A 22,220-nucleotide genomic window follows, 5' to 3' on the forward strand; every position below is an offset into this window, starting at 1 on the left:
AAGTAGAAAGTTATAATTAAACTTAATAAGGAGAAGCAATGTTAAAAGATTTACAAAGTTATTTAAAAGATATTGATGAAATGTCAAAAACATCTTTAAATCAAGATCAAAAAGACTTGATTAAAAAAATACTAAATCAAACTGATGAAAAAGATTTAGATAATGTCTTTCAACTATTAATTCAAAGAGTAAAACTTGGTTTTACATTTGATGCAGCACCTAGTGTTGATTCAACCCAAGTTGCCTTGCTTAAAAAGAATGAAAAATTATCATTCAGAGGTGAAACGATAAATCAAAATGACAATGTTTTAATCATTGGTGAAAACTATGATGTACTCAAAAACTTAATTGTTATAGAAAGACTCAAAGATAAGTCATCCGCACTCACTGCGGGGGGGGGCACTAATTATTTTGATGTAATTTATATTGATCCTCCTTATAACACCGAAGCTGCCAAAGGCGATGGTAATAACCTTAGCGAAAAAGACGAAGTAAAAGCTTCGAAATTTATTTACAGAGATAAATTCAGCCGAACAGGCTGACTGAATATGATGAACGAAAGATTAAGAATGGCACGCCAACTTTTAGCCGAAGAGGGTGTAATTTTTGTTTCAATCGACGATACCGAACAAGCTTATTTAAAAATACTAATGGATGAAATATTTGGCGAAGAGAATTTTGGTGCTACCTTATCAAGAATTACTAAAAAAGGTGGCGGGCGTTTCGGGAATTCAAATTTACAAAAAGACATAGATTATATTCATGTTTATTTTAAAAATTTCAGTAAAGTATTTAAGTTTAAGAAAATCAAAAATGATTGAGATGATTATAAATATGAAGATAATCGTGGCAAATATACTTTGAAACACCCCTTAGACGGAGGGGCAGGGAATCCTTCATATACTTTTGATGTTATTTATAATGGGGAAACTTTTAAGCCTCGCAAAGGAAAAACATGATCTTTTTCTAAAAAAAGAATCGATTGACTTTTAAAAAATGATTTTATTAGTAAGAATGCAAAATCAATTTTATATGTGAAAAATTATAAAGATTTTGAAATTGTGCAATCTGATGATAAATATTCAATTGTTGGAAAAGAAAATGGTGTTGACTGGTCATCTTCAAGATTGATGGAAAATATTTATTCTAATTCATATGGAAAAATTGACATAGAGCAAATATTTAAACAAAGCAATTTTGAATATCCTAAACCTGTTAACTTAATTAAACAACTGATAGCATGTTGCCCTAACAAAAATGCTCGTATCCTTGATTTCTTTGCAGGCTCAGGAACCACCGGACATGCTGTGTTAGAACTAAACCGTGAAGATGGTGGAAACAGAATTTTTACTTTAGTAACAAATAATGAAAATAACATTGCTAAAAAAGTTTGTTATGAAAGACTTTATAGGATCAATAATGGAATTGGAACTAAAAAAGAAAATGATTTTGATTGAATCAAAAAGAATAAACCATATAAACAAAATTTAACAGTATTTGATATTGAATATTACAATACCAAGATTTTTGAATCTGAAGCAAGCAAAGTGAGAAAAGATTTTGTTCAAGAACTCATAGATTTTGGTATTCATGATGCTGAAAAATGAGCAACACAACAACCCAGAGATGTGCTAATTAACTTAAACACCTTGAAGCCTATAAAAGTGGAAGGTGAATAAAATATGAAACTTACTAGAGTTCAAGAACAAGCAGTTAATGAAATTCTTGATGAATTTAATTTTGCATTAAATGTTGAAAACAAAAAACACATCATTGAGTTTCAAGCACCAACTGGAAGTGGAAAAACTTTTATGATTGCAAATGCAATCCATAAAATGATTCAACAAAATATTGCAAAAGGCAGTACTCAAAAATTAATTTTTGTTATCGCTACTTTATCTTCTGCTGAACTTCCATATCAAATGGAAATTAATTTAAATGATTATAAATTTGATATAGGCGCTAGTTATATAGTGGAGAGAATTGAATCTCCGTCAATTTCAAAACAAAAAAATAAAGATTCAGTTCCCTCTTTTAAAGCTGCAGAAAACAAAGTTTTTATTTTAGGAAAATCTTCATTTGGTAAAAGAAAAATTTTAACCGAATATAGAATTTTCTCTGATTTTCTAAGTGAAATAAAAACTCAAAATTATACTCTAATTTATATTAGAGATGAAGCTCATCACGGTGGTGAAGCAAGCAAAAATCAAACTTTTGTTGATTATTTAGACAAGACATCAATAAAAACAGAAGATGCCAAATTTGAATATAGAATTCAAGATGCTGCTAAATTTATAATAAAAATGACAGCAACACCAAAGGGAAATCATAAACTTGTTTATATTGATGAAAAAGATTTTGAAAATGATGATGTTAAACTTTTAAAAAATCATCATATTCCAAACTTTAATCTAAAAGAACAGGATGAAGATAAGATTGACAATGAAACTCTTTTAAAAATTGCTTGCAAAACTTTTAACGAAATTAAAAAACGGTATGCTGAAAATAATAAAGAGTTGGCAAATATACGCCCTGCGATGTTGATTCAAGTTGATAGCGAACCAAAAGATAATATTGAAAAAACTGCATTCAAAAATGAGATACAAAAAATAATTAGTATTTTAGAAAGTTATAATCTAAGTTGAGTTAAATATTTTTCAAACGAAAAGGTTGACTCCCAACTTAGAATTAACACATCAAACTCAAAAGTAAGCCTAAAAGAAATATCAAAAAACGATTCAAACATTGATACTATTTTATTTAAAATAGGGCCTGCAACTGGATGAAATATTCCTAGAGCTTGTATGCTAGTTCAACTAAGAAATGTAACATCTAAAAACTTATCAATTCAAACTGTTGGAAGAATTAAAAGATTTCCAAATCCTACTTATCCAAAAGAACTTGTATCTGAAGATTCAATTTCTAATAAATACTATATTTATTCAAATATAAAATTCCCAGATGGTTATTGAAATAGATTAATTTTAAAACCTAAGTTTGAAGATGTTACATTTGTTACGGGGAAAATAGATGTTGAAAAAATAAATAGACATTTTAATCAAACACAATACATAGAAAAAATCCAACATATTATAAATGAAGGAAGTATCATCAATATATATAATCAAATTAAAAATGACTATAAAAAATATTCATATCTAGATGGTGAAACCAGCAAGATAGAAGATAAAATAAAAGTTGATAGCAAAATTTTTAATTCAATTGAACTTGAAATATATGTTATGGATTTACTAAGAAAAAATTCAAACTATTTTAACATCAAAATAAGAAAAGAAATCGAAAGTTATTTTGTAAATATTTCAAATAAAAATAATGACAATGAAATTAGCAAAACCATATTTTGATATATTTTGTTTAAAAATTATTTTGATCAAATTAAATTGAATTATAAAAACTCAATTGAAGAATTAGAAAACAATTCAAATTTAAATCTATATACTTTATCCACAACCAAAACGCTGCCGAAAGTAAATGATTATTTATTTAATATTAATTTAAAAGAAGATGATAATAGAAATGTTAACCTAAATAACGTTGAGCAATATGCTTATGAAGATTTAAAAAAGAATCCAAAACATTTTTTTGATTCTTATACTGAGGCACTCTTTGCTAAAAGAATTAAAAGTTTCTTTGAGGATAATGAAGCTAGTAAGTCAAGAATTAAGGTATGAAGTAAAAACCCCGTCTTTCATGGATTAACATTGCAATATTTTGATGAACTAAAAGAAATCAAAAACTCTTATGCTGATTTTGTTTTTAAAATTAATGCAAATGATATAGAACATAATATTTACATAGAAGTTAAGAATTTGTATAACGACTATGATAAAGAAAAAACAAGACAAATAATTGATTCTTATCAAAAGTATGTTCAAGCTTCAAAAATTGAAGAAAATGATTTAATTAGATCTTCTAAAAAAAGTTACACTTTCTTAATTTGTTATGTTGATATTAGTGCAGATGATTTTTACTTTGTTGGTGCAAGCACATTAGAAAATTTAAACAACCAAGTATTTAAAAATCCCAAAAATAGTAATGAAATCATTGAAACAAAACACACTTTTATTTTTAAAATTAAAGATTTATTTGATTACTTCAAATAAAATTCAATTAAAAAACACCTCATTAGATTGAGATGTTTTTTTAGTTCTTTAGACAAGTTTGTCAAAGATATCTTCACCAGTTTGGAGTAAAGGAACATTGAAGTTTTTCGCTACAATATTACCAGCAGTTCCGAGTCCTTGAAGAGTGCCTAAAACTTTAGGTTTCTTGAAAGATTTTGAGAATACTGTTAGAGGTAAATATTCACGAGTATGCTCTGTTCCTTTATATGTTGGATCGTTTCCGTGATCAGAAGTCATAATTAGTAAATCATCTTCACGCATTGCGTTAATTAATTTACCTAGTTTGATGTCAAGACGTGAGATATTTTCTGAATAGCCAACAGGGTTTCTTCTATGTCCATAGTGACTATCAAATTGAACTAAGTTAACAAAAACAAGTTGATTGGTTGAATTACTTGCTGCAATATTAATGGCAACATCCATATTTTCGTCATCACTTGCAGGTCCATAGTTTTTACTAATACCTACGCCTGTAAAGATATCGTTAATTTTTCCAACACCAATAACTTCAACACCTTTTTCTACTAAATCTTCTAATAAAATACGTGCTGTTGGTTTATTTGGGAAGTCATGACGATTAAATGTTCTAATGAATTTACCATTTTCTTCAACGAAGGGTCTAGTAATAATTCTTGCAACATTTCATTCAGGTTTTGATGAACAAATTGCTCTTGCTTTTTTACCATATTCAGTTAGTTTTTGAACACCTAAAGTGTTTTCATCACCAATAATTTGCAATGTTGAATCAGGCGAAGTATAAATAATAATGTCACCTTTTTCAATGTGTTGTCTTCCAAGTTCATCTAAAATTTGTGTTCCTGAAGCATTTCTATTTCCGATGATTTTTCTTCCATCAAATGCTTCTTCTAATTTTTGAATTAGCTCTTTAGGAAAACCTTTTTCAATAAATAGAGGATTAGGAACTTTTGTGTAAATACCCATCATTTCTCAATGCCCAGTAATAGTATCTTTACCATTTGACATTTCTTGAATACGAGCCATATAGGCTAGGGGGTTTTTGTTTCTGGCGTTATGTCCAGCTATTTTAGCAATTTCGCAGATGCCGAGTTTCTTTCAATTAGGTATATTTAGAGGTAATACTTCTGATGCATGAAAGAAGCTATTGGCACCTTTATCTCCAAATTCTTCTGATCTAGGTTCTTCACCTATTCCCAAACCATCGGTGACAATAAAGAAAATTCTTTTAAATTTTGTCATTTATTATCTCCACAAAAATGATTTATGTGCATTAATTATATTCTTATTAGTGAAAAAAACACTAAAAATAAGGTAGTTTTTTGTGCTAATATTTATTTATATACTTACAATTTAATGTATTTAATAATATAAAAAAATCAGGAGAAAAATGAAAATTTTTAATCAAAGAAGAACCAAAATTGTTGCAACAATTGGCCCATCTTCAAACAATCATGACACCTTAAAATCTTTAATAGAAGCAGGTGTTACAACTGTCAGAGTTAACTTTTCACACGGTAATGAAGAAACTCACAAATCTGTTTATGATTTAGCAAGAAAAGTGTCACAAGAACTTGACTTTCCTATTTCTTTAATGCTTGACACAAAAGGTCCAGAAATTAGAGTTGGAAAACTTGAAAATGATGCTTGTCAAATTCAAAAAAATTCAATCATTTCAATCAAAACAGATCCAAAATTGCATAAAAAATATATTGGAAATAGTAAAGAAATTACTGTTTCATACCGAATGGATAATGATGTTAAAGTAGGCAATAGAATCTTACTTGATGACGGTAAACTTGTTACCGTAGTTAAGGAAGTCAAAGATAAGGAAATCATTGTTGAAGCAAAAAATACCCACTTGCTTAAATCAAATAAGAGGGTAAATATTCCTGGGGTAAAATTTTCAATGCCTTTCCTTTCTGCGAAAGATAAAGAAGATATTATTTGAGGAATTAATTATAAAATTGATTACATCGCAGCATCTTTTGTTAACTCAGCAAAAGATGTTAAAGAAATAAGAAATTTACTTAAAAAATACGGTGGTGAAGGAATTCAAATTTGTTCAAAAATTGAATCTCAAGCTGCAATAGAAAATATTGATGAAATTATTGAAGCATCAGATTCAATAATGATAGCACGTGGTGATCTTGGACTTGAAATTCCTTATTACGATGTGCCTTATTATCAAAAGAAGATTATTAGAAAGTGTCGTTTATTAGGGAAAGAGACTATTGTTGCTACGCAAATGCTTGACTCAATGGAAAAAAGTCCATTGCCAACACGTGCAGAAGTAACTGATGTTTATTACGCTGTTGAACTTGGTGCTGATGCAACAATGCTTTCAGGCGAATCTGCTGCTGGTCAATACCCAGTTGAAGCAGTTAAAACTATGGCAAATATTGCTCAAAGAGCTGAAAAAGAATATTTTAGTGAACTCTTTTATTCACATCAGTTAGAAGAAGTTCCAAAGACTAGTTCTTCAAGATCTAAGATTGCTTATGAAGTTGCCAAAAAATTATTTAGAGGCGATTTTAAATATGCTGTTGTTTTAAGTCATACTGGAGCTCTTTTAAAAGAAGTTGCTAAATATCGTCCTAATGCTTTAGTTGTTGGAATAGTTCATTATGATAACTTAGTTTATAGTTTTGGTATTACTAATGGTGTTTATGTTGAACAACATTCAGAAGCAGTAAGACAAATTATTAAACTAGATCATGATAATGCAAGAAAAGCACTTGAAAAGTTTGATATTCAACCTGGAGATAAATATATAGTAGTAGATAGTTTGAATATTACTGAACATACTTATTAATTAAAAAAGATAAAGAAAAAACTAACAAGTTTAAACTTCTTCAGTTTGCTTGTTAGTTTTTAAATCTTCTTCCATTAGATTAATAATATTTTTGTTTAATATAAGAGCTCAAATTGAAGATGCATACATTAAAGGAAGGATTAAACAACCTAAAACGAATATTACATATTGTTTATGATAATAAACAACAAAAGCTCTTTTTAAGATTAAATAAAGTGCTGAAATTCAAAAGGCTAAAAGAGTGAAAATTGTAAAGATTGCAACGCATACAATGAAGTTAACTTTTGCGTCTTTTCCTAATTTTTCAAGTGAGTTAATGGTTAGATTATTTGTTTTACCAAAAACTAAAAATAGGACTAGACTAAAGATAAAAAGTGAGACCATTGTAAGGCAAGTTATAAGCCCAGTTTTGATTTTCTTTTGTTCTAAAATATCCATAATTTTATAATTATAAAGAAAATCTACCCGAGCGAGGTAGATTTTTATATATACTTTGTAATTTTGTTAGATTAATCAATAATAAATACTATTATTTAACATCTTTACGTGATAGAGGCATTGACATACAACGTGCGTTACCCATACCAAGTGATAATTGGTTTCCTTGGAATGGAAGAACTTCGATTCCGTTTGCTTTTAAAGCTTTGTTTGTTTTTTCGTTACGTCCGTAACCAATAACAACACCAGGTGCTACTGCTAAGTAGTTTGTTCCATCAAAGTGAGTTTCACGTTCAATATCAATTTGGCTAGCTCCATTTCCTGCAATAGGAATTAAAACAGGATCTACTCCAATAATAGATTTTAGAAGACCAGCTAGTGGAAGTCCACTCTTAACTGGTTGTGGATCTGATCCACCGTTTACTAAGTCGTAATCTCAGAATTCAAATACATCATTTGCAATTGGTGAGTATAAGAATTTGTTTTTGTCAAGCATTGTTAATCATGTGTCTAGGTGCATTAAGTTTGTTCATTTTGGAACGTTAATAGCAACTAAACGTTTGAATTTACATTCTTTGTTAGCAACAATATTTTTAGCTAGTAATGTAACTGTTTTTAAGTCAGTTCTTTCTGAAACACCACATACTAGAACATCTTGGGTGTAAATGAATACGTCTCCACCTTCGATTGATAGACCTTGAGCTGGATTGTAGTATCAAGGAGTTTTTGCTAATTTAGGGTGATTTGTGAAAATAAATCTTGAAAATAGAGTTTCTCTTTGACGCACTTTGTATCTCATGTAGTGGATTGTAACACCATTACCTACTGATGCAAATGGGTCACGAGTGAAGTATAAGTTTGGCATTGGGTCAACAATGATTTCTCTATCAGCTTCAATTCCTAAATCGTATTTAGTAATACCAGCTTCCATGTAATCAATCATTTGTTTTGGTTTTAGAGATTTTAAGAATTTTTTAACTAATTCTTTTTCTTTTGAGGTTAAAACAGGTGCTGAATCTTCAACAAATTCGTTAATTAATCCTTCCTGTGCTTGTTTGCTTGCAAGTTCGTAGGTTTCAAGAATTAAGTCACTTAGTTCAACAACATTAATTCCTCTTTTTTCCATGATTTTAACAAATTCTTTGTGTTCTTCTCTAGCAGCATGGCTTTCTAGAATAGCTGAGAATAGAAGTTCGTCTAAACGGTTAGGTGTAATGTAGTCGATTTCTCGTCCTGGTTCGTGTACTAAAACTGATTCTAATTCACCAATTTCAGAATACACATGAATTCCTTTAAATTTACTGTTAAATACAGACATTGATAAATCCTTTCGATTATTTTATATATTTTGTTTTAATTTAAATAGTTTGTATAAAATGGATGCACTTAAGAAAAAACAAATTTTTATAATAAAAATCACAAAAATCTATGTTTTACTAAGGCATTTTTTTATACGTTTAAATTATAAATCTTTAAAACAAAAAAAATAATTCAAGTGTTAAAATCTATTAAAAAGCATAATAAAATACACGTTTAAATAATCTTTGGTTATTTAATTTTGTATAAAAAATTGTGGTATATAACAAAGAACAACTTATTTTTATGGTTTTACTTTTTTATTTTAAGTTATATAATATACTTTAATAAGTTTAAGGAGCAAATATGAACACAATGGTAGATGTTGCTAGAAAAGCTTTAAAAGCTAATCAAGATCAAGAATTTCATACACTTTTTGAAACAGTAAAAAGTGAACTTTTTAATCGTTGAAAGGAAGAAAGCAATCCTTCATTAACTGATGAAGAACTGTTAGAAATTAAACGTGGTGAATTATATAAATTATTAACAATTGACGGTCATTTTTATAGAAACGATGATGGAACTTGAACCACAATTAGACCTGAAATATAATAAAAATTAGGCTTTTAAGCCTATTTTTTTAACTTTTCCTAAAGTTTTATCAAAGTTTTATCAAATATTGAAAATCTAAAAGTATAAAACTTAAAATTAAATTAAGGTGGAAAAATGAGTTTAGTTAATGGCAAAAAAATAGTTCTGGATGCTTATAAAAATAAAAAAGCAATAGGTCATTTTAATTTTAATAATATTGAAACACTAAAAGCAATTTTACTTGCTTGTGAAGAAGAGAAAAAAGATGTGATTATTTCTGCAAGTTCTTCTGCTTCTAAATATATTTCATCAATAAAACTTACAGCAATTATTACTAAAGAAATGGCTTCAAATCTTGCTCCTTCAATCAATGTTTGCTTGCATTTTGATCACGGAACTATTGAAGAATGCAAAGAAGCAATTAATGCCGGCTTTACTTCAGTTATGTATGATGGAAGTGAAGAAGAATTTTCAGTTAACTTTAAAAAAACAAAAGAGCTTGTTGAAATTGCTAAAAAGTTTAATGTTTCTGTTGAAGCTGAAGTTGGAAAAATCAAAGGTGATAAAGATTTAGATAATCTTTCAAAACCTGAAGAAGTTAAAAAAATGATTGAAACTGGCATTGATTTTTTAGCAATTAGTGTCAATAATATTCATGGAAAATATCCTGAAAATTGAAAAGGTCTTGATTTTAAACTTTTAGAAAAATTAAGCAAAGAAAATTATTTTCCTTTTGTTCTTCATGGCGGTTCACAAATTCCTGAAGATCAAATTAAAAAAGCAATCAAGCTTGGCATTGCTAAAATAAATGTAAGCACCGAAATCCAACTTGCTAATTGTGAAGCAATTAAAAGTTTTGTTATAAGCAACAAAATTAATGAAGATAAGAACTATGATTCAAGGAAAATTGGTGAAGAAGGAATTAAAAAAATGAAGGAACTTGTAATAAAAAAGTTAAAATTCTTCCAGGAGTAAAAAAATGAAAGCAAAAAAGTTATTTAAATGTTTAAGTTTAGTTGTTACACCTTTGGTTGCACTTCCACTAGTTGCAGCTTCTTGTGTTGATTCAAAGAAAAAACCACAAGATCAAAAGAAACCAACCCCTCAACCTAAACCAAAGCCAAAGCCACAACCTCAACCTCAACCAACTCCAACAGGCGATGCACTTGCAGATTGAAAGAAACAATTTCCAAAATATAAAATTGTAAATTCTTATCAAGCAGTTGACACTGCGGTTGAAATTAATAGATACAACATTTTTGATGGTGATACTTTTCAAGATATTGAGCATAACGATAAAGTAAGATTTGCAGGAATTGATACACCTGAAATTTCAAAAGCAAAAAACCCTACTCAAAAGAAATATGGAATTGCTGCAAAAACAAGACTAGCTGAGTTTATGGCAAAAAGTGAAAAAACTTTTGTAGTTCCTCAACATACTAATAATGGTTTTAGAGGAGATTATGGAAGAGTTATTGCTATAGTTTATGCTTATATTGACAAAAAATGAGTCAATGTTTGTCTAGAAATGGTAAGACTTGGATTTGGTAAAAAAGCTTACATTAGCATAAATCATGGAGATAAATTCTATACTCCAAATACTGAATACTATAACGACCTTTTAAATGCCGAAAGAGAAGCAAGAAATAAAAAACTTGGAATTTGAAAAAATTCAGGTGAAATTAAAGATATATATCCACATAAATAAACTAAATACCGACACTCATATTTACTAAAATGGCGACTTTTTGTAATATAATTTTACAAGTTTGGGTAAGTACTCAAGTGGTCGAAGAGGCGGTCCTGCTAAGACTGTAGGGGTGTTAACGCACCCGCGGAAGTTCGAATCTTCTCTTACCCGCCATATTTTTATTTAATAAGAGCCAAAGTATTAAAAAAACCGAGCATTTGTTTGCTCGGTTTTTTATATCTTACATTTTGTCAGGAATATCAAGATCCATTAACTTCATAGCATTTGCAAGAACTGTTTTTGTTGCTTTAATTAATGCAACATAACTTTCTTCATTTTCATCGCCAATAATTTTTGAGTTTGAATAAAATGCATTAAGTGCTCCAGCAACTTTTAACATATATGGAGGAAGTAAGTTTACTTTATAAGTTTTAGCCATTGATTTAATTAAATCTGGATATTCAGCAAGTTCGCTTACAAGTTTAATTGCAAATTGATTTTCAAATTTCTTTGCTTTAGGATTTTTAAATTTAGATTTTTCAAGAAGTTGTACGCATCTTGCGTGAGCATATTTAATAAGGAAAAGTGGGTTTGATTCGTCAGCCGAACTAACTTTAGAAATATCAAAGTCAATCTTAGAATTGTAAGATCTATCAATTAAGAAATAACGAATAGCATCTTTTCCAACTAAATCCATAAGTTCTCTTAAAGTTAAAGAAGTACCTAAACGTTTTGACATTTTGATTTCTTTTCCATCTTTAACAACTCTTAATAGTTGGAAAAGAATAATTTCAATTTGATCTCTTCTATATCCTAAGTCTTCAAATGAAAACTTAACACGTTCTACATAACCTGAGTGATCAGCTCCTCAAATGTCAATGATGATTCCATTTTTCTTATCTTTTAATTGTTCAAATTTTTGTGCATGGTATGCAATGTCAGCACAAAGATAAGTTGAATCTCCATTTGATTTGATAATAACCCTGTCTTTGTCATCTCTTCCACCTTTTGTGGTTGCAAGTCAAGTTGCCCCATCTTTGACATAAGTGGTTTTAAGTTTTCTAATAACAGGTCAAACTAAATCTTTTTCATATTGTTCAGTTTCACTTGTATAAATGTCAAATCAAACACCGAATCTTTCCATGTCTTTTTCAATATTCTTTAAAGCAAGTTTTCTTCCGTATTCTCTAAAAAGTTTTCTTATTTCATCAGTGTATTCAACATTTTTGTATTTATCTTTAAATTCTTTATAAAATTCCTTTGCAAAATCAATGATGTCGCCACCTCTGTAGCATTCTTCAGGCATTGGAAAATCTTTATTAAAAATTTGTTGATATCTTGCAAACATTGAGCTTGCTAAATTATTCATTTGATTTCCATAATCATTAACTAAATATTCACGAACAACTCGGTGACCTGCTTTTTCTGCAACGTTGCATAGTGTAGCTCCTATTGCTGCATTTCTTGCATGTCCGATATGTAGGTAACCAGTTGGATTAGCTGATACGAACTCAATATTAATTGCTCCTTTGCTATTTTTCTTTTCGCTACCATAGTTTTCACCCAAGGTATTGATTGAGTTTACTAAGTCAGCTAAAACTGTGTTGGTTACTCAAAAGTTGATAAAACCAGGTTTTACAACTTCAATTTTTGAAATTGCTTTGTACTTTTTAAGATCGATATTTTTAACAATTTTGTTAGCAATATCAAAAGCATTTTCGCCCATTTCTTTTTGTAAAGTTAGGGCTAAATTTGTAGCAAAATCTCCGAAGTTTTTTGATTCGGTAAGTACAATTGGCTTTTTCAAATTAAGTTTTTTTAAGGCTTCTTCTAATGAAGCAATAATAATATTTTTTGTTGTGTTCATAACAAAACAAATTATATAGCAAGTTTCTCTATTTAGGGTTAAGTTGGTTATAATTCTTGTATGAAAAATAAAATGCTTAAATATTACTTATGTGGGCCAACTGTTTATAATTTTCCGCATATTGGCAACTTTAGACCAGCAATAACTTTTGACATAATAATTCGTGCCAAGAGATTTCTTGGCGATAATGTATTTTTCTTGAATAATATTACTGATATTGATGACAAGATTATCAAAAGAGCAAAAGAAGAAAATAAAAGCGAAAAAGAGATTAGCCAAAAGTATGAAAAATACTATTGAGAACAATATAAAAACTTTAATTTAAATATGCCAGATAGGGTTGCTAGAGTTACAGATTCTTTAAAAGATATGACTGATTATATTGAAGTACTTTTACAAAAAAAAGCAGCATATCAAGTTGGAATTAATGTCTTTTTTGATGTTAAAAAATATGAATCAGAATATGGAAAAGTAAGTGGACAAAAAATTTCAAATTTAAACTATGAGGAAGACAAATTTTCAAAACGTAACCCCTTTGATTTTGTTCTTTGAAAAGATACAAATGAAGGAATAAAATTTGACTCACCTTTTGGTGAAGGGCGCCCTGGGTGACATACTGAATGTAGTTGTTTTATTAATAAATATTTTGATGGTGAAACTATTGATATTCATGGCGGCGGAATTGACTTAATTTTTCCTCATCACGAAAATGAAAATATTCAACATTTTGCTTTACACGGCAAGCCTCTAAGTAAAGGATGAATGCACTTTGGAACCTTAAATTATAACGGTGAAAAAATGTCCAAATCAATAGGTAACATTATCTATCCACATGACTTTTTTACTAAATATGATGCAGATACTTATAAGCTATTATTGTTAACTACAAACTATGCAAAACCAATTAATTTGACCGATGAACTTTTAATTTCTAATCAAGCAATTATTGATAGATTCAAAGTCATAAAAGCTAAAGTTGAACTTGAAAATGTCGAAGAAAATATTGATAAAAAAATAGTAAAAGAAGTGATTGAATTAATTGCCAATTTACAATTTGCAGAAGCAAATAAAATTATTTTAAAACTTTCAAAACAAAAAGAAAGTGCCTGAACTTTTCTTGAAATTGCAAAAATTTTAGGTTTTATTTTTCCAACTAAAAATGTTGATAAAGAAACTAAAGCAGAGTATGAAAAATGAAAGGTTCTTGTTGAGAAAAAAGACTTTGAAAAAGCTGATCAACTTAGAAAAGTTTTACAAGATAAAAAGGTTCTATAGTGAAAAATATAATTTATGGTAAAAACTCAGTTTTGGATGCAGTTAGTAATAACTTTCCAATTGAAAAATTAATGATTGATAGAAATTTGAAAGATAAAACGAACATCAAATTTAATAATATTTCTTACGTTTCAAGGTTTGAACTTGACAAACTTTGTGAAGGGAATCATCAAGGTTTTGTCGCAATTATAAAAGACTTTCAATACCATGATTTAGGATCAATTTTTAAAGACAAACCCAACTTTGTTTTAATGTTAGATCATATTCAAGATCCTCAAAATTTTGGTTCAATCATTAGAACATGCAATGCTTTCAATATTAAGCATATTATTATTCCAAAAAATAGAGCAGTTGATGTAACTCCAACGGTTTTGAAAGTATCAAGTGGCGGATTTAATAATGTAAAAATCATCAAAGTTGCTTCACTTTTTGATGCAACAAATGATCTCAAAAAGAATAATTTTTGAATCTATGCAACTGCCCTTGATAAGAATGCAAAAAAATTACATCAAGTTACTTTCGCTAGCCCTACTTGTTTAATTGTTGGCAATGAAGAAACTGGTGTTTCAAAAACTTTAATTAACAATAGTGATGAAGTAGTATTCATTGAACAAAATGGAATTGTGCAATCTTTAAACGTTTCAGCAGCAACAGCAATTTTGGTTTATGAACTCACAAAAGAGAAGAAATAAGCTTTGAGCCAATTAAAATTGTCTCTTTTTTTATTCAAAATTCCTATCCTTAAATTAAAAATATTTTAAGTTTAAGTTATAATTAAAACGAGTTTATAATTGCTCAAAAAAATGATAAAAAACGAATAAAATTATCAATTTCATTTACTTTAACATTCTTAAAAAGGAGGCAAAAAATGCCTATGAACTTAAAAGGTCGTAGTTTAGATTCAGCATTGAACTTTACTACTGACGAAATTAACTATCTAATTGACTTATCAATTAAATTAAAACACTCAAAAGAACAAGGACTACATGTAAATTCACGTCCATTAGTTGGAAAAAACATTGTTATTCTATTTCAAAAAGACTCAACTAGAACTCGTTGTGCATTCGAAGTTGCATCAGCTGATTTAGGTGCTTCATGTACTTACATCGGGCCATCAGGTTCAAACTTTGGTAAAAAAGAATCAATCGAAGATACTGCTAAAGTTTTAGGTCAAATGTATGACGGTATTGAATTCCGTGGATTCAAACAATCAGACGTTGATGCTCTAGTTAAATACTCAGGTGTTCCTGTTTGAAACGGATTAACCGATGCTGAACACCCAACTCAAATGCTAGCTGACTACATGACCATGAAAGAACACTTAGGAGATCTAAAAGGCAAAAAAGTTGTATTCGCTGGTGACATCAAAAATAACGTTGCTCGTTCAATTATGATTGGTGCAGCATTTACTGGCATGAACTGTGTACTATGTGGACCTAAACCACAATGAGACATTGTAAAATCAGGACCAGATCACAAAGAAGTTTACAAAAAATGTCAAGAACTATTTAAATTAAATGGTGGATCTGTATCATTCTCAGATGATAAAATCAAAGCAGCTAAAGACGCTGATGTTATTTACACCGACGTATGAGTATCATTAGGTGAAGATTTCTCTCTATTTGAACCACGTATTAAAGAACTAGGTTCATTCCAAGTTGACATGGCAATGATCAAAGCAGCTAAAGAAAGTGTTATCTTCCTACACTGCTTACCAGCATTCCACGACGACCACACTCTATTCTCAGCAGAAATTAAAGAAAAATTCGGCAAAAAACTTCCAGTTGTTGCAACCGGAGCAATGGAAGTAACTGACGAAGTATTCCAATCAAAATACAACAGATCTATTGAACAAGCTGGAAATAGAATGCACTCAATTAAAGCAGCTATTCTAGCAATGTTAGGATACTAATTATGAGCCGTATAGTTATCGCACTTGGCGGAAACGCACTCGGAAACAATCCTGAAGAACAAAAAGAATTAGTTAAATTACCAGCTAAGAAAATTGCTGAACTTGTTAAAGCAGGTCACCAAGTAATTATTGGCCATGGAAATGGACCACAAGTTGGTATGATTTTTAATGGTTTTTCAGCTGCTCACGAAAAAAATGAAAAAAGTCCTCTAGTTCCTTTACCAGAAGCTGGAGCAATGAGCCAAGGATACATTGGTTACCACATGATTAATGCAATTACAAATGCATTACATGATGAAGGCATCAAAGATAAAGAAGTTTTATACTTATTAACTCAAACTATCGTTGATCCTAAAGACCCTGCATTCCAACACCCAACAAAACCAATTGGTCCATTTTATGCAACTAAAAAAGAAGCAGAACTTATGAACCCAAACAGTGTTATTGTTGAAGACGCTGGCCGTGGATTTAGAAAAGTTGTTGCTTCACCCAAACCAATTAACTTTGTTGGTATTAACCAAATGAAAAACGCTATTGCTGCAGGTGCAATCGTTATCGTTGGTGGAGGAGGAGGAATTCCTACCGTTGTTGATAAAAAAGGTCATATTCAAGGTGTTGATGGAGTTATTGATAAAGACTTTGCACTTGCAAGAATGGCTTCTTTAGCAAACGCAGATTTCTTTGTTGTTTTAACTGCTGTAGATAATATTATGATTAACTACAAACAACCAAATGAAAAAGCACTTAAACATGCTACAAAAGCTGAACTTGAAAAATATATTGAAGAAAAACAATTTGCACCAGGAAGTATGCTTCCTAAAGTACAAGCAGCAATCAAATTCGTTGAAGAAGGCGGAAAGGCTGCATTCATTGGTGATTTAAAAGATCTTGAAGAAATCATCAAAGAAAAAACTGGAACTAAAGTAACATTGAAATAACTTATATATAAAAAAATCTTGCTTATTACAAGCAAGGTTTTTTATTTTCCTTAAAATTTCCTATTTTTTAATAGTATTATGTGTATTTTCTTCAATTTTCTTTAATGTTGCTAAAATAAGTTCTTCAGTTGTAGGTTCTGGTGCTTTTTCTTCTTCAATAGGTTGTCTTTTTGCTTTAGCATATTCAATAGCATTCTTAATTGTAAAGAAGATAAGTAGACCAAGGAAAATGCAAACAGCAACAACTACGAAGTTTACTAAAGCAGCTAAAAATTTACCAATGTAAATTCCACCAACTTCTCATTTTGCTAAATCACCTGAACCAGCTCATATTTTAGCAATAGCAGCCATAATGACATCGGTAGCTAGTGAAGAAATCACAAGACCGAAAGCGTTACCTAATAAAACACCAATTGCTAAGATTAGAAGATTTCCTCTAATAACAGCTTCTTTAGATTTTTTAAAGGCATTCTTTACGACATGCTTTTTTTGTTCTAATTCTTTTTTTGTCATAATACTAATTGTATCTAAACTAAAATAATTTTCTTAAAATTTTTCTTTTTTATTTTCTTTAATTTTTAAAGCATAATAAATGCTTAAAATTAACCTCAAAAAACTAATATTTTAATTACTAAATAGGCTATAAAATGTTGTAAAATAAGTTTAGTTATAATTAAAAAATTAATTATGTCAAAATAATTTCTTAATAATAATAAACCTAGGAGAAGATATGAAACCAACTAAAATTTTTGGTTTAGGTGGAATGCAAGAAATTGGTAAATCTACCTTAATCATTGAATATGACCAAATTTTTATAATAGATACAGGAATCAAATTTCACGATGTTTTTACAACTGGAATTAATGGTTCAATTCCTGACTACACTTATTTACAAAAAAATCAAGAAAGAATTGCCGGCCTTTTTATAACACATGGTCATGAAGATCATATTGGTGGTGTCCCTTATTTAGTTAAACAAGTTGATGTTCAAAGAATATATGCCCCTAAAATCGCAATTCAATATTTAAAACTTAAATTTGAGGACATGAGAATCAAAAAACATGTTGAATTTATTGAAATAACCAAAGATGCAGTTTTTGAATTCAACACATGTTCAGTTGATTTTTGGACAGCACAACATTCAATTCCTGATGCTTTTGGAATTCGTGTTAAAACTCCTAATGGTTCATTAATGATGACTGGCGACTTTAGATTTGACTATACTCCAATAGGAAATTTAACTGACTTTGCAAAACTTAAACAAATGGGCGATGAAGGACTTGATGTTTTATTTTCTGACTCAACTAATGCAATGCGTCCAAATCATTCTCCTTCAGAATCTGATATTTTACAAGACATTGGAAAATATATGAAAGAAGCAAAAGGCAAAATTATCATTACTGCTTTTGCCTCAAACTTAACAAGAATTAAAGCAATCATTGAACTTGCTGCTTCAATGAAGAAAAAGGTCATTGCTTTTGGTAGATCAATGGTTGATGGAATTGACATTGGTAGAAGACTTGGTTATATTGATGCACCTGAAGAAGTATTTATTGATAAAAAATCACTTAATAAATATAACGAAAATGAACTTTTAATTTTAACAACTGGTTCACAAGGTGAAGAACTTGCTGGACTTGCTAAAATGAGTTATCAAAAACATCCTCATGTTACTATCAAACCAGGTGATACAATTATTTTTTCATCTTCACCAATTCCTGGAAATAGATCAAAAATTGAACTTTTGGTTAATAGACTTTACAAACTTGGTGCAATAATTCGTGAAAATGGTGTTGATGGATATCTGCATACATCAGGTCATGCTTATCGCGACGAGCATCTTAAGATTTTTGAACTAACTAAACCTAAATATTTTATGCCTTATCATGGCGAATTTAGAATGAGTGTAGTTCATGGCTATACTGCCATTGAATCAGGAGTTGATCCTAAAAATGTTATTGTTGCTAAATTAGGTGAAGTTTATCATTTAGTTGATCACAAAATAACTCTTTCCAAAGAAAAGGTTTATTTTGGACCTGTATTTATTGATGGAAATATCTTGTCTGTTTCAAATTCTCAAATCTTAAAAGAAAGAATGGAACTTGGACAAAACGGATTTTTACATGCAATTGTTGCAATTAATAAAGAAAAAAATCTTATTTTAGGTAAACCAAGAATAGTTTCGCGTGGTGCCTTTTATGTTAAAAATTCGCTTGCTTTAGTAGAAGAAGCGAAAAGATTAGTTCATGGAGCAATACTGTATACAATCAAAAACTCAACTAATTGAACAGTACCTCAATTAAAACAATTAATTATTGATAGACTTTCACCATTCTTCTATAAACACAAAAGAAGAAACGTTGTTATAATTCCAACTATTTTATTTACAACTCACTCAAAAGCATTGGTTGAAGATAACCCTAACTTAACTGATATTACTATTGAAGAAGAAAAAGAAGGTGGAAAAACCTTGAGACATGAAAGTAAAGAATATATTTAAAATTCTTCACTTTCAAAAAGAACAAAAAAAATGCAGATTTAGTTTCTGCATTTTCATTTATTATTTTTTGGTTTCCTTTTTGACACTTTTAGTAGTTTTGCTACTTGTTTTTTTAGTTACTTTTTCATCACCTTTTGAAATACTTTTTTGGTTTTTGAAAATGTGATCAAAAATTTCTGAATAGTATTTTACTGGAATGAATGTCATAATTTTCTTAACTTCTTCAGGTAAGTCAATTAAGTTCTTTTCGTTTTCTCAAGGAATAAAGATTTTAGTAATACCAAATTGACTAGCGGCTAAAGATTTTTCTTTAAGTCCACCGATTGGAAGAATTTTACCTCTTAAAGTAATTTCTCCAGTCATACCAATATAAGCTGGAACTGGTTTTCTTGAAAGAGCTGAGATTATTGAAGTTGTAAAGGTAACACCAGCAGAAGGTCCATCTTTTGGAATAGCACCTTCAGGAACGTGAATGTGAATAATATTGTCATCAAAGTTAAAGTCGATTCCGAATTTTTTAGCATTTGAGCGAACATAACCTAAAGCAATTTGTGCACTTTCACGCATAACATCTTTGAGTTGACCTGTAAGTTTCAATCCTTCTTTTCCAGGGAATGTTGTAACCTCAATTGGCAATGTTGTTCCACCAACACTTGTATATGCTAAACCATTTGTAACACCAATTTGATCAATGTTTTCATTCTTTTCGTTTTCAAAACGAATAGGTCCTAATGCTTCTACTACATTTTCTACAGTAACAACAAATTCATTTTTAACTTTTCCATCAAGAATTTTAACAACGATTTTTCTTGCAATTGAGTCAAGAATTCTTTTAAGTTCTCTAACTCCGCTTTCACGAGTATATGAAGCAATAATAAATTCAAGTACTTTTTCATCAATTTGGAATTGTTTTTCAGTCAATGAGTTTTGTTTTAATATTTTAGGAACTAAATATTTTTGAGCAATTTTTAATTTTTCTTTTGCAGTATAGGTTGATAGTTCAAGAATTTCAACACGGTCAATTAAAGGCGCTGGAATTGTTTCAAATGAGTTAGCAGTAGCGATGAATAAAACTTTTGATAAGTCATATTCTAAATCTAAATAGTGATCTTGGAAACTTACGTTTTGTTCAGGGTCAAGAACTTCTAACATTGCACTAACAGGGTCACCTCTAAAATCAGCAGACATTTTATCAATTTCATCTAATAAAATAACTGGGTTTGACACACCTGCTTTTTTAATAGCATTAATGATTTTTCCCGGCATTGCTCCAACATAAGTTCTTCTATGCCCTCTAATTTCAGCCTCATCTTTAACACCACCAAGTGAAACTTTGATGAATTTTCTATTTAAAGCTTCTGCAATAGCTTTTGCTAAAGTAGTTTTACCTGTTCCTGGAGGACCAATTAAGGTTAAGATTGGAATATTGTTTGCAACTGATGTATTTGGTTGACCTAATTTATTGTGCATAAATAATTTACGGTCAATAAACATGTCAGGTTCATCTTTGATTGGTAAATATTCTTCTTCTTTTTCTTGATTTTTATTGTGAATTAATACTGAAACAAATTCTAAAATTCTTTCTTTTGGTTTTTTTAGTCCATAGTGATTTTTGTCTAATGTTTCTCTTACATTATTAAGATCAATAATTTCACGTGAGATTTTTCTTCAAGGAAGTTGTCAAATTAAATCAATGTAAGTTTTAGCAACGTTCGCTTCAGGACTTGAAGGCATCATTGCTCCAAGACGTGATTGTTGTTGTTTAACTGCATCTAGAACATATTCAGGATATTGTTCTTTTGTAATTTCATCGTTTTCAATTTTGTTGAAACGGTTTTGATCATCACTTTCATCTAAAAGTTTTTGAATTTGCTTCATCTTTTCACGAAGTAAAAATTCACGTTGTTGTTCGCTTAAATCATCATGCAAACTTTTTTCAATTTCAGCATCAATTTTTTCTAAATTTTTGTGTGAAATTAATCTTGAAGCAATGTATTCATAACGATCAGAAATTTTACTATTTAATAGAAGATCTAGTTTTTCTTGATTATTAAATTCTTCTTTAAAAAGACCAAGTTGAATTCAACTATCTGTTTCATAGTCATCAGCCATTTTTGGTCTTCTTTCACTTTGAATAAATTCTTCGAGTGCTTCAGTTAATCTTCCTTTATGTTTTGCAGGAACTGTTTTTAAAGCTTCAACAACTTTATTACGATATTCTTCCAGTTCTTTTACTGTTAAACCAGTAGCAGGTTTTATATCTTCAATATCAGCAACTAAAATGCCACCATCTTTTTTAGATGCTGTAATACTTTTAATTTTTACTTTTGAATTAGTTGTAACAGAAATCTTGGCTACTTTAGGTGAAACTCACTCAATTTGTGGGTCAAAACTTACTGAACCAAATTTTTCAATTTGATCTACGCTTACAATTTCTTCTTTTTCATCAACTCCCTCTTTAACAAATGCAATAAGTAAAGTGTCATCATATTTTTCAATTATGTCAATAGTTTCAAGTGAACTTTTTCTTCCTACTTTGAAACTTCCAGTTGAAAATGGCAAAATAATTTGATTTCGGATGGCAATAAATGGTACTTTCATGTTTTCCTTTCAATAATTGGTTATAACATAATCCAACTTATATGATTTTAGCACTTTTTTAGACAGAGTGCTAAATAAAAATAATTTTATGTATGAGATTAGTTAAAATCAATTGTATTATAACTTTAAAATATAGTGAAAGTTCAATTTTGAGAAAACTGGCTTCTTTTTCTCAA

17 protein-coding genes and 1 tRNA gene are annotated in these 22,220 nt (G+C 29.5%); 12 read left to right on the plus strand and 6 right to left on the minus strand.

The window, feature by feature from the left end; all coding sequences use genetic code 4:
- The first annotated feature begins 38 nt into the window (after positions 1 to 38).
- The gene (locus R9C05_RS00075; RefSeq protein WP_318613919.1) at positions 39 to 1,679 is read left to right on the plus strand and encodes a site-specific DNA-methyltransferase; all 1,641 of its coding nucleotides are present in this window, start codon (positions 39 to 41) and stop codon (positions 1,677 to 1,679) included.
- 3 nt (positions 1,680 to 1,682) lie between these two features.
- Positions 1,683 to 4,124, plus strand: coding sequence for a DEAD/DEAH box helicase family protein (locus tag R9C05_RS00080; RefSeq protein ID WP_121940569.1), 2,442 nt, complete (start codon positions 1,683 to 1,685; stop codon positions 4,122 to 4,124).
- Positions 4,125 to 4,172: 48 nt separating this feature from the next.
- Here R9C05_RS00080 and R9C05_RS00085 read toward each other — a convergent pair whose 3' ends face one another.
- Entirely contained in the window at positions 4,173 to 5,363 is a 1,191-nt protein-coding gene (locus R9C05_RS00085; RefSeq protein ID WP_121940570.1) for a phosphopentomutase, read from the minus strand.
- Between the two features lie 148 nt (positions 5,364 to 5,511).
- Here R9C05_RS00085 and pyk point away from each other — a divergent pair, with 148 nt between their 5' ends.
- Positions 5,512 to 6,936 carry a pyruvate kinase gene (gene pyk / locus R9C05_RS00090; RefSeq protein WP_121940571.1) on the plus strand — a complete coding sequence of 475 codons (1,425 nt, stop codon included), beginning with the start codon at positions 5,512 to 5,514 and terminating at the stop codon, positions 6,934 to 6,936.
- A gap of 30 nt (positions 6,937 to 6,966) precedes the next feature.
- Here pyk and R9C05_RS00095 read toward each other — a convergent pair whose 3' ends face one another.
- Both R9C05_RS00095 and arcA read right to left on the minus strand, forming a co-directional pair.
- Positions 6,967 to 7,374, minus strand: coding sequence for a hypothetical protein (locus R9C05_RS00095; protein ID WP_121940572.1), 408 nt, complete (start codon positions 7,372 to 7,374; stop codon positions 6,967 to 6,969).
- Between the two features lie 91 nt (positions 7,375 to 7,465).
- Positions 7,466 to 8,692, minus strand: coding sequence for an arginine deiminase (gene arcA, locus R9C05_RS00100; protein ID WP_121940573.1), 1,227 nt, complete (start codon positions 8,690 to 8,692; stop codon positions 7,466 to 7,468).
- Positions 8,693 to 9,036: 344 nt separating this feature from the next.
- Between arcA and rpoE the strand changes: the two genes are divergently transcribed.
- From rpoE to R9C05_RS00120, 4 genes are all read left to right on the plus strand, one after another.
- The gene (gene rpoE / locus R9C05_RS00105) at positions 9,037 to 9,282 is read left to right on the plus strand and encodes a DNA-directed RNA polymerase subunit delta (RefSeq protein ID WP_121940574.1); all 246 of its coding nucleotides are present in this window, start codon (positions 9,037 to 9,039) and stop codon (positions 9,280 to 9,282) included.
- Between the two features lie 114 nt (positions 9,283 to 9,396).
- The gene (locus R9C05_RS00110; protein ID WP_121940575.1) at positions 9,397 to 10,236 is read left to right on the plus strand and encodes a class II fructose-bisphosphate aldolase; all 840 of its coding nucleotides are present in this window, start codon (positions 9,397 to 9,399) and stop codon (positions 10,234 to 10,236) included.
- 4 nt (positions 10,237 to 10,240) lie between these two features.
- Positions 10,241 to 10,969: a thermonuclease family protein gene (locus R9C05_RS00115; protein ID WP_121940576.1), complete on the plus strand. Its 729-nt coding sequence runs from the start codon at positions 10,241 to 10,243 to the stop codon at positions 10,967 to 10,969.
- 63 nt (positions 10,970 to 11,032) lie between these two features.
- Positions 11,033 to 11,125: transfer RNA gene (locus tag R9C05_RS00120), tRNA-Ser, on the plus strand.
- Positions 11,126 to 11,192: 67 nt separating this feature from the next.
- Here the strand turns inward: R9C05_RS00120 and argS are convergent.
- Positions 11,193 to 12,818 carry an arginine--tRNA ligase gene (gene argS / locus R9C05_RS00125; RefSeq protein ID WP_121940577.1) on the minus strand — a complete coding sequence of 542 codons (1,626 nt, stop codon included), beginning with the start codon at positions 12,816 to 12,818 and terminating at the stop codon, positions 11,193 to 11,195.
- A 60-nt stretch (positions 12,819 to 12,878) separates the two neighbouring features.
- Between argS and cysS the strand changes: the two genes are divergently transcribed.
- The 4 genes from cysS (at position 12,879) to arcC (ending at position 16,943) form a co-directional block, all read left to right on the plus strand.
- Positions 12,879 to 14,093: a cysteine--tRNA ligase gene (cysS, locus tag R9C05_RS00130; RefSeq protein WP_277870168.1), complete on the plus strand. Its 1,215-nt coding sequence runs from the start codon at positions 12,879 to 12,881 to the stop codon at positions 14,091 to 14,093.
- Positions 14,093 to 14,785 carry a 23S rRNA (guanosine(2251)-2'-O)-methyltransferase RlmB gene (rlmB, locus tag R9C05_RS00135; RefSeq protein WP_121940579.1) on the plus strand — a complete coding sequence of 231 codons (693 nt, stop codon included), beginning with the start codon at positions 14,093 to 14,095 and terminating at the stop codon, positions 14,783 to 14,785. Before cysS ends, rlmB begins: the two co-directional genes overlap by 1 nt.
- A 176-nt stretch (positions 14,786 to 14,961) precedes the next feature.
- Entirely contained in the window at positions 14,962 to 16,005 is a 1,044-nt protein-coding gene (gene argF, locus R9C05_RS00140) for an ornithine carbamoyltransferase (RefSeq protein ID WP_121940580.1), read from the plus strand.
- A gap of 2 nt (positions 16,006 to 16,007) precedes the next feature.
- Positions 16,008 to 16,943: a carbamate kinase gene (arcC, locus tag R9C05_RS00145; RefSeq protein WP_121940581.1), complete on the plus strand. Its 936-nt coding sequence runs from the start codon at positions 16,008 to 16,010 to the stop codon at positions 16,941 to 16,943.
- A 60-nt stretch (positions 16,944 to 17,003) separates the two neighbouring features.
- On the opposite strand, the gene R9C05_RS00150 is transcribed toward arcC, so the two are convergent.
- Positions 17,004 to 17,456 carry a large conductance mechanosensitive channel protein MscL gene (locus R9C05_RS00150; RefSeq protein WP_121940582.1) on the minus strand — a complete coding sequence of 151 codons (453 nt, stop codon included), beginning with the start codon at positions 17,454 to 17,456 and terminating at the stop codon, positions 17,004 to 17,006.
- 217 nt (positions 17,457 to 17,673) lie between these two features.
- On the opposite strand from R9C05_RS00150, the gene R9C05_RS00155 reads away from it, so the two are divergent.
- A complete protein-coding gene (locus R9C05_RS00155) occupies positions 17,674 to 19,443 on the plus strand; it encodes a ribonuclease J (RefSeq protein ID WP_121940583.1) in 1,770 nt (589 codons plus the stop codon).
- Between the two features lie 60 nt (positions 19,444 to 19,503).
- Here R9C05_RS00155 and lon read toward each other — a convergent pair whose 3' ends face one another.
- Positions 19,504 to 22,044 (minus strand): endopeptidase La, encoded by a 2,541-nt coding sequence (lon, locus tag R9C05_RS00160; RefSeq protein ID WP_121940584.1) that lies wholly within the window; start codon positions 22,042 to 22,044, stop codon positions 19,504 to 19,506.
- Positions 22,045 to 22,220 lie beyond the last annotated feature (176 nt).

This window comes from Metamycoplasma subdolum (assembly GCF_033546815.1).
In the GTDB taxonomy this organism is placed as follows: domain Bacteria; phylum Bacillota_I; class Bacilli_A; order Mycoplasmatales; family Metamycoplasmataceae; genus Metamycoplasma; species Metamycoplasma subdolum.